The sequence below is a fragment of the Sphingomonas sp. SP4 genome (assembly GCF_058313375.1).
On record NZ_JBZFLE010000002.1, the window covers coordinates 272099 to 286107 of the forward strand.

The following is a 14009-nucleotide window of genomic DNA, read 5'->3' on the forward strand; positions in this document are numbered from 1 at the left end:
GGTCCTTAGATGTGGATCGGCTTTCCTTGCACCGCCATCGCCGCTTCCTTGAGCGCTTCGCTATGCGTCGGGTGGGCGTGGCAAGTGTAGGCGATGTCCTCGCTCGTGGCGCCGAACTCCATCGCTTGTGCGGCCTGGGCGATCATCGTGCCGCCGACGCTGGCAATGATCCACACACCTAGCACGCGGTCGGTCTTCGCATCGGCGATGACTTTCACGAAGCCGTCCGGCTCCTTGTTGGTTTTGGCGCGGCTGTTGGCGAGCATCGGGAACTTGCCGACCTTCACCTCGCCATGCTCCTTCGCCTGCTCTTCGGTGAGGCCGACGCCGGCGATCTCCGGCATCGTGTAGACCACGCTCGGGATCACATCGTGGTTCACGATGCCCGTGAGGCCCGCGATATTCTCGGCGACCGCGATCCCTTCGTCTTCGGCCTTGTGAGCGAGCATCGGACCCGGGATCACGTCGCCGATCGCCCAGATGCCCTGCACCTTGGTGCGGAATTCGTCATCGGTTTCGATCTGCCCGCGCTGGTTGGTCTGGAGGCCAGCCTTGTCGAGCGCGAGGCCGTCGGTGTTCGGCTTGCGGCCGATCGACACGAGGACGACGTCCGCCTCGATCGTCTCGGCGGTGCCTCCGGCGGCTGGCTCGACGGTCAGCGTGACGGTGTCGCCCTTGCGTTCGGCCTTGGTCACCTTGGTCGACAGGCGGAATTCAAAGCCCTGCTTCTTGAAGATCTTGTTCGCTTCCTTGCGGACGTCCCCGTCGAAGCCGGGCAGGATCTGGTCGAGGAACTCGACGACGGTGACCTCGGCGCCGAGCCGCCGCCAGACGGAGCCGAGCTCGAGCCCGATGACGCCACCGCCGATGACCACCATGCGCTTGGGAACCTGCGGCAGTTCGAGTGCGCCGGTGGAGTCGACGATGCGCTCCTGGTCGATGGTGACGCCGGGCAGCGGCGTGACCGACGAGCCGGTGGCGATGACGATGTTCTTCGCGCGAACGGTGCGATCGCCGACCTTCACCGTGTCGGCGCTTTCGAAGCTTGCATGGCCCTTGAGCCATTCGACCTTGTTCTTCTTGAACAGGAATTCGATGCCCTGCGTCAGGCCCTTCACGGCTTCCTTGCGGCTGCCATGCATGGTGTCGAGATCGACTTCGACGCCGCTCGTCTTCACGCCCCACTTCGCGAGCGTGCCGTGAGCGGCTTCCTCGAACAGCTCCGACGCGTGGAGGAGCGCCTTGGAGGGGATGCAGCCGACGTTGAGGCAGGTGCCGCCAAGCGTTTCGCGGCTCTCCGCGCACGCAGTCTTCAACCCGAGCTGGGCCGCTCGGATCGCGGCCACGTAGCCGCCGGGTCCGCTCCCGATCACCAGGACGTCGAAATCGTAGTCAGCCATGATTTCCTCTGAAGGATCAAAAGGGCGCAGAAAACGCGCGTTCGGCGGCCATTTAGGAAGGATCGGCCGCGCTGACCACCCCGCCGTGTCCCGCGAACTACCCGCTTTGATGAACCCTCACGCCACGCGATGACAGATCATGACCGCGGACGTGCAGATGAAGCCGTGCAACTCGATCTTGATGTGGGGATGGCCGCCTTCACCCCAAGGCGCGCTATCGTAGAGGATGTCTTCGCGATCGTATCCGCGGTTGAAGTCCATGGGCTCCATGTAACAGAAGCGCTTGCGGAGCATCCCGTCCAATTTGTGAAAGTCGCTCTCGCGGTAAATGACCGCCGATCCTTCTTCCAACGTGTCTTCGAGGTCGGCGATATTGAACTCTGTGGTGTGGACGGCAACGCCGCCCACCTTGAGCAGCCTCATCGCATTGGCGACGAAATTGAGACCATGGTCGAGCGATCCGAGATGCTCCATCGCGCATGACGACCACGCGAAATCGTATGTCTCGCTCGGCAGTGATTCAAGATCGTTCATATCCGCATTGAAGAACCTCACGCGTTCCTCGAACACGGCGCGCTCGATGACGTGCGGCCTGAATGCCGCTTCCAACCCATCGGCGTGCTCATTGGATTGAGCCCACGCGTCGGCGACCTCCCCGGCAGCAATGTCCGTCGCGTGGATTGTCGCTCCACGTGAGGCGAATAGCGATGCGAGCGGCTCGGTGCCTACCGCGAATCCGATGCCGAGGCGGCCAGGCCGCAGCATGTCCCTCTCATCCAGGATCTGGGAGATGATGTTCCATTCCCAGGTCTTGCGATGAAGGGAAGCGATCTTCGTGCGATCGGACCAGATCTTGAACCACGGAGACGAGAAATCACGGAATTTGCAGACAGAACCACTCAACATTTCGGAAAATACGCCCGCAACTAGAGATCGATGAGCAGGCGCGTAGGGTCCTCGATCGCTTCCTTGACGCGCACCAGGAAGGTGACCGCTTCGCGGCCATCGATCAGGCGGTGGTCGTAGGAGAGCGCGAGATACATCATCGGTCGGGCGACGATCTGCCCGTCCTTGACCACCGGCCGCTCTTCGATGCGGTGCATGCCGAGCACGGCGGATTGCGGCGGGTTGAGGATCGGCGTCGACAGCAGCGAGCCGAACACACCGCCGTTGGAGATGGTGAAGGTGCCGCCCTGCATCTCTTCCATCGTCAGGGTGCCTTCCTTGGCGCGCTTGCCATAGTCGGCGATGGTCTTTTCGATCTCGGCAAAGCTCATGCTATCGGCATTGCGCACGACCGGCACGACGAGGCCCTTGGGCGCCGAGACAGCTACGGAAACGTCGAGATAATCGTGGTAGACGATCTCGTCGCCTTCGATGCTCCCGTTGACGGCAGGCACGTCCTTGGCTGCGAGTGCACAGGCCTTCACGAAAAAGCCCATGAAGCCGAGACGGATGCCGTGCTTCTTCTCGAACAGGTCCTTGTAGCGGGCGCGGGCCTCGATCACCGCGGTCATGTCGACGTCGTTGAACGTCGTCAGCATGGCGGCGGTGTTCTGCGCTTCCTTTAGACGACGCGCCACAGTCTGACGGAGGCGTGTCATCTTCACGCGCTCTTCGCGACGTTCACCGCGAGGAGCGGGCGCCTTCACTTGCGGAGCCGGAGGCGCCGGTGGCGGAGCAGCAGGAGCCTTAGCCTCCGGAGGCGGTGCAGCGGTCTTCTGACCTTGCGCCGCCGCGATGACGTCGTCCTTGGTCAAACGACCGTCCTTGCCGGTGCCGCGAATGCTGCTCGGATCGACATGATATTCGAGAACCGCGCGGCGGACTGCCGGTGAGAGCGTGGTGATCTGATCGCCGTCGGTTTCAGCGGCGGGAGCAGTTGCATCTGCGCGGAGTGCCGGCGTTTCGCCCGCGCCCGCCGGGTTGGTCGTCGCGGCCGCAGCGGCCTGTGCCGGCGTAGCTGATGCCGTGCCGCTCTCGTCGATCCGGGCGATCGGCGCGCCGACGGCGACCGTGTCACCCTCCTTCACGAGCTGCTCGGTGACCACACCGGCGATCGGCGAAGGCACTTCGACGCTGACCTTGTCGGTTTCGAGCTCCGCGATCGCCTCGTCGGCCGCCACCGCTTCGCCGGGCTTCTTGAGCCAGCGCGCGAGCGTGCCTTCGGTGATCGATTCCCCGAGCGTCGGGACTTGGACGTCAGTGGCCATGTTGATCCTTTATTCGGCCGCGACCGCGGCGCCTGCAGGGCTGCTATGGCCGAGTGCCGCAGCAATCAAGGCCGCCTGCTCGGCTGCGTGGCGTTTGGCGAGGCCCGTTGCAGGCGAAGCGCTTGCGTCACGGCCAGCATAGATTGGCCGCATGCCCTGGTGACCGGAGTCCGCCAGGCATTGCTCCAGCAGGTCCTCGACAAAGTGCCAGGCGCCGTTGTTCTTCGGCTCTTCCTGCGCCCAGATCAGGCATTCGAGCTTCGGCATAGCCCTGAGGCGCTTGATCAGAGGCTCCGACGGGAAGGGGTAGAGCTGCTCGATACGGATGATCTCGGTGGTCTTTTCGCCTGCGCCGTCCCGCGCCTCCATCAGTTCGTAAGCCAGCTTGCCCGAGCAGAGCACGAGACGCCGCGTCTCGCCTTCGGCCGGTGCATTGAGGTCGGACAGGATGCGACGGAAGTGGCTCTCACCGGTGAAGTCGGAAGCCTTCGAGACGGCGAGCTTGTGGCGAAGCAGCGACTTGGGCGTCATCATGATCAGCGGCTTGCGGAAGTCGCGCCGCATCTGGCGCCGGAGGATGTGGAAGTAGTTCGCCGGGGTCGTGCAGTTGGCGACCTGCATATTGTCCTCTGCGCAGAGCTGCAGGTACCGCTCCAAGCGGGCTGAGCTGTGCTCAGGCCCCTGCCCTTCGAAGCCGTGCGGAAGCAGCATCACCAGCCCGCTTGCGCGCAGCCACTTGGCTTCGCCCGCCGCGATGAACTGGTCGATGATCGGCTGAGCGCCGTTGGCGAAGTCGCCGAACTGCGCTTCCCAGAGAACCAGCGTCTTCGGGTCCGCGAGCGAATAGCCATATTCGAAGCCGAGCACGCCGAATTCCGACAGGGGGCTGTCGCGGACTTCGAAGCGGCCACCGACGACCGTCGTGAGCGGGATGTATTTGTTGCCTGTATTCTGGTCGACCCAGACGGCGTGACGTTGGCTGAACGTGCCACGTCCGCTGTCCTGACCTGACAGGCGGACATTCGCTCCGTCCATGAGCAGGCTTCCGAACGCGAGCGCTTCGGCGGTTGCCCAGTCGAAGCCCTCGCCGCTTTCGAACATTGCCTTCTTCGCATCGATGATGCGCTGCAACGTCTTGTGGACCGCAAGGCCTTCGGGGATCTTGGTCAGAACCTCGCCGAGACGCTTTAGCTCATCCTCGCTGATCGCGGTCTGGATGTTGCGTCGGCCGAGCACCGGTTCGTCCGGCCGGCCGAGGCCGGCCCAACGCCCTTCGAACCAGTCCGCCTTGTTCGGGAGGTAGGAGACCGCCGACTGGAAGTCTTCTTCGAGGCGAGCGACATATTGCTGTGTCGTGGCGTCGATCCACGCTTGGTCGACAACACCTTCCGCAATGAGCCGCTTCCCATAAATTTCACTGATCGGCGGGTGGTTCTTGATCGCCGCATACATCTGCGGTTGCGTGAAGCTCGGCTCATCACCCTCGTTGTGACCGAAGCGCCGGTAGCACCACATGTCGATCACGATGTCGCGGTTGAACATCTGGCGGAATTCGATCGCCAGCTTACAGGCCCAGGTGACCGCCTCCGGGTCGTCGCCGTTGACGTGCAGGATCGGCGCCTGGATGCCCTTGGCGACGTCCGACGGATAGGGCGAAGAGCGGGCGAACTGGGGACTGGTCGTGAAGCCGACCTGGTTGTTGATCACGAAATGGATCGTTCCGCCGGTCGCATAGCCGGGAAGCCCCGAGAAGCTCAGGCATTCCCAGACAACGCCCTGACCCGCGAACGCCGCGTCGCCGTGGAGCAGTATTGGGAGGACGGTGTCGCCCTGAACGTCGCCGCGGATCGTCTGCACCGCGCGGGCCTTGCCGAGAACGACCGGATCCACCGCTTCGAGGTGCGATGGGTTCGGCAGCAGCGACAGGTGCACCTTGTTGCCGTCGAACTCGCGGTCGGACGAGGTGCCGAGGTGGTACTTCACGTCCCCCGAACCGCCTACGTCGGCCGGGTTGGTCGCGCCACCGGCGAATTCGTGGAAGATGGCCTTCGCAGGCTTCCCCATCACGTTGGTTAGAATGTTGAGCCGGCCGCGGTGGGCCATGCCGATATCGATCTCGGTCACGCCATATTGGCCGCCGTACTTGATCACCGCTTCCAGTGCCGGGACCGCGCCTTCGCCACCGTCGAGGCCAAAGCGCTTCGTGCCGACATATTTGCGGGCGAGGAATTTCTCCCACTGCTCGGCGTGGATCACCTTGGTGAGGATTGACTGCTTGCCCTCGGGGGTGAACTGGACGGTTTCTTCCTCACCCTCGATGCGCGCCTGGATGAAGCGCCGCTCCTCGACCTCATTGATGTGCATGTACTCGAAGCCGATGTGGCCGCAGTACGTGTCCTGGAGCACCTTGACGATCTGCCGGACCGTCGCCTGCTCGAAGCCGAGCACGCCGCAAATCCAGATCGGCCGGTCGAGATCGGCCGGAGTGAAACCGTGATATTCGGGCGTGAGGTCCGCCGGCACGTCGCGCCGCGCCAACCCCAGTGGATCGAGATTGGCCGCCAGGTGTCCGCGCACGCGATAGGTGCGGATCAGCATCATCGCGCGGATGCTGTCCTCTGCCGCGCGGCGGATTTCGTCGGGGCTGGCACCGCCGGCCGCAGCCCTTTGGCCAACCGCCTGCCTCACCTTCTCGATCGTTGCCTGCGTCGGATCCAGGCCGAGGTTCAGCTCGTCGAGCCCGTCGATCGGCCAGTTCGACCGTTCCCAGCTGGGGCCAGGCTCGCGTTCCACAAATCCGACAACGTCGTTCAACTTATCTCTCCGTCCGCGATGCGATCGCGGTTCAGGCCGTTTCCAGCAATTCCTTCAAGGTCTTGCCCAGTTCAGATGGGCTCGGGCTGACCGTGATTCCAGCCGCTTCCATCGCCGCGATCTTGCTCTCGGCATCGCCCTTGCCGCCGGAGATGATCGCGCCGGCATGGCCCATGCGGCGGCCCGGAGGCGCGGTGCGGCCCGCGATGAAGCCGACCACCGGCTTGCGGCGCCCGCGCTTCGCCTCGTCGGCGAGGAACTGAGCGGCGTCTTCCTCGGCGGAGCCGCCGATTTCGCCGATCATGATGATCGACTTGGTCTCGTCGTCGGCGAGGAACATCTCGAGCACGTCGATGAACTCGGTGCCCTTTACCGGATCGCCGCCGATGCCGACCGCAGTCGACTGGCCGAGACCTTCGTTGGTAGTCTGGAACACGGCTTCATAGGTCAGAGTGCCGGAGCGGCTGACCACGCCCACGCTGCCTTTCTTGAAGATGTTGCCGGGCATGATGCCGATCTTGCACTCGTTCGGCGTCAGCACGCCCGGGCAGTTCGGTCCGATCAGGCGCGACTTGGAGCCGGAGAGCGCGCGCTTCACCTTCACCATGTCGAGCACCGGAATGCCCTCCGTGATGGTCACGATCAAAGGCACTTCGGCGTCGATCGCCTCGAGGATCGAGTCCGCAGCGAATGGCGGCGGGACGTAGATGACGGACGCCGTTGCGCCGGTCTTGGCGACAGCCTCAGAGACCGTGTCGTAGACCGGCAGGCCGAGGTGGGTCGTTCCGCCCTTCCCCGGCGTCACGCCGCCGACCATCTGCGTTCCATAGTCGAGCGCCTGGCGCGTGTGGAACGTGCCGGTCTCGCCGGTCATCCCCTGGGTGATGACCTTGGTGTTCTTGTCGACGAGGATACTCATGCCAGGCTTCCGTCGATCTGCTTGCAGGCTTCGATCAGCTCTTTGACCGCCTCGACGCTGACCTGGAAGTTCTTCTTGGCTTCGTCGTCGAGCGCGATTTCGATGATCTCTTCGACACCGTTGGCGCCAATCACCGTGGGCACGCCGACGTAGAGGCCGTCAAGGCCGTACTTGCCGTCGACGTAGACGGCGCAGGGTAGAATGCGCTTCTGGTCGCCGAGATAAGCTTCGGCCATCGCAATCGCGCTGGTCGCAGGCGCGTAGAAAGCCGAGCCGGTCTTAAGCAGGGCGACAATCTCGCCGCCGCCACCGCGGGTGCGCTTCACGATTTCGTCGATGCGTTCCTTCGACGACTTGCCCATCTTCACGAGATCGTCGACCGGGATGCCGCTGATCGTGGTATAGCTGGTCACAGGCACCATTGTGTCACCGTGGCCGCCGAGAACGAACGCGTTCACGTCCCGCACGCTGACGTCGAATTCCTGTGCAAGGAAGGTTGCGAAACGGGCGCTGTCGAGCACGCCAGCCATGCCGACAACCTTGTTGTGCGGAAGTCCCGAGAATTCGCGCAGCGCCCAGACCATGGCGTCGAGCGGGTTGGTGATGCAGATCACGAAGGCGTTGGGGGCGTTGTTCTTGATGCCCTCGCCGACGGCCTTCATCACCTTGAGGTTGATGCCCAGCAGGTCATCACGGCTCATGCCTGGCTTGCGGGCGACGCCGGCGGTGACGATGATCACGTCCGCCCCGGCGATATCTGCATAGTCGTTCGACCCGGTGATCTTCGCGTCAAACCCTTCGATCGGGCCGCACTGAGACAAATCGAGCGCCTTGCCCTGGGGGACGCCCTCGACGACGTCGAACAGGACGATGTCGCCCAATTCCTTTTGTGCCGCGAGGTGCGCGAGCGTTCCGCCGATGTTGCCAGCGCCGATAAGCGCGATCTTCTTACGAGCCATAAGGCCGCTTAACCTTTCTGTCTTTGTTCACGGGCGGCGGATCTAGGGAGTCGCCGCCTAAGGAGCGCGGCGCCCGATTAGCGAGCAGGTCTCAAACCCGCAACCGCAGAGGACAGGAACAGCCCACGAACGGGCGTCGGCGAGCCGACATTAAATCGCTGTAACATGCGAAACTGCGGGGGAACCCTGACCGTTTTTACCCCGACCACCGAAATCGGAGGATACCCATGATCAAGATCATTCTTGCAATGAGCGGTGCTGCGGTGGCGTTCAGCGCTGCGCCCGCGCTCGCGGAGAAGCATTATTCGGACGTGATGGTCTGCGACAAGGTCAAGGACGGCGTCTGCGTGACCTACAAGCGCCTGACGCGAGGCGCTGCCGCTCGCAACCAGTATAACGTCGGCCACGTATTTGGCCCGACCTACACTTACACCGACGTGAGTGCGATCCCCCAGACGGTCGTGACCGAATATGGCGTGAAGCCGAGCGGTCGTTACGTCTACTCGGACGGCTATCTTTATGAGGTCGACCCGAGCAACTACACCGTCACGCGCGTGATCTACACGCAGCCGGCGCCGTAACTCACCGCATCAGTTTGAAACGCACGTGGGGCCGCCGCATCCAAACGGCGGCCCTTTCGTTTCCGCTAACGATATGCATCAACCAACATTCAGTTCGAGAGGGTTAGCAAGGACAGTATGAAACAGCTCATCATCCTAACGGGCGCCGCAGCACTCGCTTTCGCCGGCCAAGCAGTCGCGAAGCCTGGCCATGGCCACGGAAACAGCCAGGGTTACGGCCACGGGCACGGCAACGGCTATGAGACTCCTGTGGGTTACGGCGTGGGCGGCTGCCCGCCGGGCCTTGCCAAGAAGCACAACGGTTGCATGCCGCCCGGCCAGGCGAAGAAGCTCTATCGCGGCCAGCGCTGGAACAACGATTACGGCGACCGTTACAGCTACCAGCGGATCCCTTACGACGTCCGTCGGCGCTACGCCCTGAACTCGCGCTATCGTTACTATTATAACGACGGCTACCTGTACGCCGTCGACCCGCGCACCATGCTGATCCAGCAGATCGTCAGCGCCCTGCTTCGGTAGAGCTCAGGCAGCCTGAAGCTCGGTGACGACTAGTGAGGGCTGCCAACAGAGGCTGGCGATCAGCGCTGCATAGCGCTGCGCCAGCTCCTGGTGCGCAATACGCGCGGCGCGTGAAGCAGCTCGCTTTGCCGCCGCGCGTTCTTGCTGCTCACGGCGACGGAGATAATCCAAGTCGTCCATGCGACCGACATTGCACCATGCGCATTGCAGCACAGTGTCAGTCCCGTGAACGCTTTGAATTTCGGTCCGGCGGGTGCTAGCGGCTCGAGCCAAGCAAGGAGCAAGAGCTTGGCCGAATTCACGCTTCCGAAGAACAGCAAGATCACCAAGGGGCGAACCTACAAGCCAGAGGAAGGCAAGCGCCTCAAGACGTTCAAGATTTACCGCTACGATCCGGACACCGGCGCAAACCCGCGCTACGACCGCTATACGATCGACCTCGACAAGTGCGGGCCGATGGTCCTGGACGCGCTGATCAAGATCAAGAACGAGATCGATCCGACCCTGACCTTCCGCCGTTCTTGTCGAGAAGGCATTTGCGGGTCCTGTTCGATGAACATGGAAGGGCGCAACGGCCTCGCGTGCACCACCGCCATCGAGGACCTGAAGGGCGAAGTTCAGATCACGCCGCTGCCGCACATGGAAGTCGTGAAGGACCTCGTTCCGGACCTCACCCATGTCTATGCGCAATATTCGTCGATCCAGCCGTGGCTGAAGACCTCGAGCCCGGCGCCATCGCGCGAGCGGCTGCAGTCGCCTGCGGACCGCGAGAAGCTCGACGGCCTGTACGAGTGCATCCTTTGCTTCTGCTGCTCGACGAGCTGCCCGAGCTATTGGTGGAACGCCGACAAGTTCCTGGGCCCGGCGATCCTGATCCAGGCCTATCGCTGGCTCGCCGACAGCCGCGACGAGGCGACAGGTGAGCGCCTCGACCAACTCGAGGATCCGTTCCGCCTCTATCGCTGCCACACGATCATGAACTGCGCGAACGTGTGTCCAAAGGGGCTGAATCCGGCGAAGGCGATCGCCGAGACCAAGAAGCTCATCGCCGAACGCGCTGCGTGAGCGACGTCCCGACCGGCAATCCGGGATCGGCCGATCAGGCCGGAATTCCGCGCGGCGCCTCACCCGATCCCGATAATCCGGGCTGGTACAGCTGGGGCGACTTCCCGCGCGGCAGCTTCGCCGGCGCGACCGGCCGTCTACTGTTCAAGCCCGACGGTCCCGGTCGCGGCATCGCCCGCATGTTCCCGACCGAAGCGCATATGAACATGGGCGGGTCGCTGCATGGCGGGTCGGTGATGAGCTTCATAGACATGTCGATGTTCGCGGGCGGGTTGTGCGCCGGCATGGCGCCAGGCCATTTCGTGACGCTCGACCTGACCACCCATTTCCTTGCGCGTGGCAAGCCGGGAACGCCGCTCGACGCGCACGTCCAATTGGTACGGGAGACGCGTGGCCACGCCTTCTTGCAGGGCGTCCTCTATCAAGATGGTGAACCCTGCTACAATTTCACCGGCACGCTGAAGCGAGTGAATACGCCCAACCGTCCCGCGGCATGACGGGGCCGGTCCGGGCCGCCTACGACCAGCTGATCAAGGCTGGGGAACTCAAGCCCGATCCTGCTCAGGAGAGTGCGGTCTCCGCTCTGGATCGGCTTGCAAGCGCCATCGCCACTCCGGGCAGCTTCTTCTCGCGATTGTTCGGCGGCGCACCCGAAGGACCGGCCGGCGTCTATCTTTGGGGCGGCGTGGGTCGCGGGAAGTCGATGCTGATGGACTTGGCCTTCGCCCACATCGACATCAGCCCCAAGCGCCGCGTCCACTTCCACGAATTCATGCTGGAGACGCATGCCCGCCTGCGGAAGGCGCGCGAGAGCGAAGAAGGCGATCCGATAGAGCCGGTCGCCGAGCAAATTGCGGAAGAAGCAAAGCTGCTCTGCTTCGACGAGATGCAGATCACCAATCCGGCCGACGCGATGATCGTGTCGCGGCTGTTTGGGAAATTGCTCGATCAAGGCGTGAAGATAGTCACCACATCGAACCGCCCGCCGCGCGACCTATACAAAGGCGGGCTCAATCGGGAGCTGTTCATCCCTTTCATCGAGCTGATCGAGAAGCGGATGCTTGTAGTCGAGGTGAATGGCCCGACCGACTACCGGCTCGACCGCCTTACGGGCGTCGAGGTATGGCACGTGCCCAACGGGCCGGAAGCCACGGCGGACCTCTCACGCGCCTTCTTCCAGCTGACCGATTATCCGGTCGAGGATCGCGCCAAGGTGCCGTCCGAGGACATCGATGTTGGCGGTGGGCGCACCCTTCATGTGCCGAAGAGTCTGAAGGGCGTCGCAGTGTTCTCGTTCAAGCGGCTGTGCGGAGAGCCACGCGGTGCCGCCGACTACCTCGCCATCGCGCGCCGCTATCACACGGTGATCATCGTCGGCATTCCCGTGATGGGTCCGGATATGCGCAACGAGGCGGCCCGGTTCGTCACGCTGATCGATGCACTCTACGAGCATAAGGTGAAGCTGCTCGCGGCTGCCGATGCGGAACCCGAAGGACTTTATCCCGCCGGCGACGGCAGCTTCGAGTTCCAGCGCACCGTCAGTCGGCTCGAGGAAATGCGCAGCGCCGAATATCTTGCCGAGGGTCACGGCGTCACCGCTTGACGGTCCGCACTTGGGACTTAGCCTGCGCGCCAAATTCCTGGAGATTTGAATGCGCAAATTGCTCGGTGTCCTGCATGCCCTGTCTGCCACTTCCGCCCTCGCGGCCCCCGATCCGCGAACTGTTCCGACCAAGCTCAATCCGGCGTGGCAGGCGAAGACGCGCGAATTGTTCAAGCAGGTCATCGAGATCCCGACGGTCCACAACCGCGGTGAAGTGCCGCGCATGGCCAAGGTGCTGGCTGACAAGTTCCGCGCGGCCGGCATTCCCGACACCGACATCCACATCATGCCGTACGAAGCGCTGCCCGGGGACAAGACGGCAGCGCTGATCGTTCGCTGGCGCTCGCCGCACGCAACCAAGAAGCCCATCCTGATCCTGGGCCACATGGACGTCGTCGAGGCGAAGCGATCGGACTGGACCTTCGATCCCTTCGTCTTCCGCGAGGAGGGCGGCTATTTCCTCGGCCGCGGGTCGGCGGACATGAAGAACGGCATCGTCGCGACGACCATGGCGGTACTGAAGCTGAAGCAGGCCGGGTTCAAGCCGGATCGCGACATCATCCTGTTCTACAGCGGCGACGAGGAGACGATGGGTCGAGGCGCGACCCTCGGCTCGACCAAGTGGCGCAACCTTACCGACGCCGAGTTCGGCCTCAATGCCGACGGCGGCTGCGCGACCTTCGACGAGAAGTTCAGGCCGATCGGCTGCGAGATCTCGATCGCCGAGAAGACCTTCCAGACTTACTTCTTCACTACCCGCAATCCGGGGGGCCACAGCAGCAAACCGCGTCCGGACAACGCCATCTATGACCTTGCCGACGCACTGGAAAAGCTGCGCACCTATCGTTTTCAACCGATGCTCAACCCTGCGAACCGCGGCTATTTTGAGCAGCGGGCGAAGCAGGAGGGCAATAGCGCGCTGGGCAAGGCCATTCGCGCGTGGCTGGCGAACCCGGCTGATGGGGCAGCCGCCGATATCGTGGAAGCCAGTCCGATCGATGTCGGCCTGACGCGCACCCGCTGCGTCGCGACCATGCTATCCGGCGGTCACGCCGACAACGCGTTACCGCAGAGCGCAACGGCCACGGTCAATTGCCGGATCATGCCCGGCGTGCAGCCGAAGGAAGTGCAGGCCGAGCTGCAAAAGATGGCCGGGCCAAAGGTCGAAGTGAAGCCGGACCCTAATTATGAAGGCGTGCCGACGCCCGCGTCGCCGTTGCGACCGGACGTTCTCGCGGCTGTCACGAAGTCGATCCATACGCACGTGAACGCCGACATGGAGGTGTTTCCGGTGATGGCGGCAGGCGCAAGCGACGGGTCATTCTTCCGCGCACAAGGCATCCCCGTCTACGACGTGGACGGCAGCTGGTATATCTCGCCGCAGGACGATCGCATGCACGGCTTGGACGAACGCATCCCGGTCCGCGCGATGTACGACGACGTGCTGCACTGGGAGAGCGTGCTGCGCGACCTCGCCAGCTAGGCGGTAGCGGCTTTCAGCACCTCTTCGGCGTGCTTCGGCACTTTGACCTTGCGCCAGACCTTCAGGACTCTGCCATCGGTGCCAATCAGGTAGGTCGCTCGCTCCATGCCCATATACTTGCGGCCGTACATCGACTTCTCGACCCAGGTGCCGAAGGCCTCGGAAATCTTGCCGTCCTCGTCGGAGGCTAGCGGAACGGCGAGGCTGTATTTGTCGATGAACTTCTCGTGCTTCTTCATCGGGTCGCGTGAGACGCCGATGACCTTCGCACCGGCCTTCTTGAACTCGTCGGCGAGCTCGGTGAAGTCCTGCGCCTCGCGGGTGCAGCCGGACGTATCGTCCTTCGGGTAGAAATAGAGCACGAGCGGCTGCCCGGGCGCGGCGAGATTGACGGTCGTTCCGTCGCTCGCGGTCACGTCTATTGCCGGTGCCTTGTCGCCTTCACTGATCATC

General features: G+C 63.3%; 14 protein-coding genes. 6 read left to right on the plus strand and 8 right to left on the minus strand.

Annotation, left to right across the window (positions count from 1 at the left end; all coding sequences use genetic code 11):
• Positions 1 to 5: 5 nt before the first annotated feature.
• From lpdA to mdh, 6 genes are all read right to left on the minus strand, one after another.
• Positions 6 to 1400 carry a dihydrolipoyl dehydrogenase gene (gene lpdA, locus AC4GYV_RS10670; protein ID WP_491100690.1) on the minus strand — a complete coding sequence of 465 codons (1395 nt, stop codon included), beginning with the start codon at positions 1398 to 1400 and terminating at the stop codon, positions 6 to 8.
• Positions 1401 to 1517: 117 nt separating this feature from the next.
• Complete coding sequence (locus AC4GYV_RS10675; RefSeq protein ID WP_491100691.1) at positions 1518 to 2306, minus strand: class I SAM-dependent methyltransferase; 789 nt, start codon at positions 2304 to 2306, stop codon at positions 1518 to 1520.
• Positions 2307 to 2326: 20 nt separating this feature from the next.
• A complete protein-coding gene (odhB, locus tag AC4GYV_RS10680) occupies positions 2327 to 3613 on the minus strand; it encodes a 2-oxoglutarate dehydrogenase complex dihydrolipoyllysine-residue succinyltransferase (RefSeq protein ID WP_491100692.1) in 1287 nt (428 codons plus the stop codon).
• A 9-nt stretch (positions 3614 to 3622) separates the two neighbouring features.
• Positions 3623 to 6427 (minus strand): 2-oxoglutarate dehydrogenase E1 component, encoded by a 2805-nt coding sequence (locus AC4GYV_RS10685; RefSeq protein ID WP_491100693.1) that lies wholly within the window; start codon positions 6425 to 6427, stop codon positions 3623 to 3625.
• Between the two features lie 31 nt (positions 6428 to 6458).
• Positions 6459 to 7346: a succinate--CoA ligase subunit alpha gene (gene sucD, locus AC4GYV_RS10690; RefSeq protein WP_491100694.1), complete on the minus strand. Its 888-nt coding sequence runs from the start codon at positions 7344 to 7346 to the stop codon at positions 6459 to 6461.
• On the minus strand, positions 7343 to 8305 hold the full coding sequence (mdh, locus tag AC4GYV_RS10695; protein WP_491100695.1) for a malate dehydrogenase: 963 nt from the start codon (positions 8303 to 8305) through the stop codon (positions 7343 to 7345). Before mdh ends, sucD begins: the two co-directional genes overlap by 4 nt.
• Before the next feature lie 227 nt (positions 8306 to 8532).
• Here mdh and AC4GYV_RS10700 point away from each other — a divergent pair, with 227 nt between their 5' ends.
• Together AC4GYV_RS10700 and AC4GYV_RS10705 are read left to right on the plus strand one after the other, a co-directional pair.
• On the plus strand, positions 8533 to 8886 hold the full coding sequence (locus tag AC4GYV_RS10700) for a hypothetical protein (RefSeq protein ID WP_491100696.1): 354 nt from the start codon (positions 8533 to 8535) through the stop codon (positions 8884 to 8886).
• 117 nt (positions 8887 to 9003) lie between these two features.
• A complete protein-coding gene (locus AC4GYV_RS10705) occupies positions 9004 to 9405 on the plus strand; it encodes a hypothetical protein (RefSeq protein WP_491100697.1) in 402 nt (133 codons plus the stop codon).
• Between the two features lie 3 nt (positions 9406 to 9408).
• Here AC4GYV_RS10705 and AC4GYV_RS10710 read toward each other — a convergent pair whose 3' ends face one another.
• On the minus strand, positions 9409 to 9585 hold the full coding sequence (locus AC4GYV_RS10710; protein WP_491100698.1) for a hypothetical protein: 177 nt from the start codon (positions 9583 to 9585) through the stop codon (positions 9409 to 9411).
• Positions 9586 to 9693: 108 nt separating this feature from the next.
• Here AC4GYV_RS10710 and AC4GYV_RS10715 point away from each other — a divergent pair, with 108 nt between their 5' ends.
• Genes AC4GYV_RS10715 through AC4GYV_RS10730 form a run of 4 tightly spaced genes read left to right on the plus strand, consistent with a single transcriptional unit; the run spans position 9694 to position 13556 of the window.
• Complete coding sequence (locus tag AC4GYV_RS10715) at positions 9694 to 10470, plus strand: succinate dehydrogenase iron-sulfur subunit (protein WP_491100699.1); 777 nt, start codon at positions 9694 to 9696, stop codon at positions 10468 to 10470.
• Entirely contained in the window at positions 10467 to 10967 is a 501-nt protein-coding gene (locus AC4GYV_RS10720) for a PaaI family thioesterase (RefSeq protein ID WP_491100700.1), read from the plus strand. Before AC4GYV_RS10715 ends, AC4GYV_RS10720 begins: the two co-directional genes overlap by 4 nt.
• Complete coding sequence (gene zapE / locus AC4GYV_RS10725; protein ID WP_491100701.1) at positions 10964 to 12073, plus strand: cell division protein ZapE; 1110 nt, start codon at positions 10964 to 10966, stop codon at positions 12071 to 12073. Before AC4GYV_RS10720 ends, zapE begins: the two co-directional genes overlap by 4 nt.
• Positions 12074 to 12122: 49 nt before the next feature.
• Complete coding sequence (locus AC4GYV_RS10730) at positions 12123 to 13556, plus strand: M20/M25/M40 family metallo-hydrolase (RefSeq protein ID WP_491100702.1); 1434 nt, start codon at positions 12123 to 12125, stop codon at positions 13554 to 13556.
• On the opposite strand, the gene AC4GYV_RS10735 is transcribed toward AC4GYV_RS10730, so the two are convergent.
• Positions 13553 to 14008, minus strand: a complete 456-nt coding sequence (locus AC4GYV_RS10735; protein ID WP_491100703.1) for a peroxiredoxin — start codon at positions 14006 to 14008, stop codon at positions 13553 to 13555. The two genes, AC4GYV_RS10730 and AC4GYV_RS10735, sit on opposite strands and share 4 nt — an antisense overlap.
• Position 14009 lies beyond the last annotated feature (1 nt).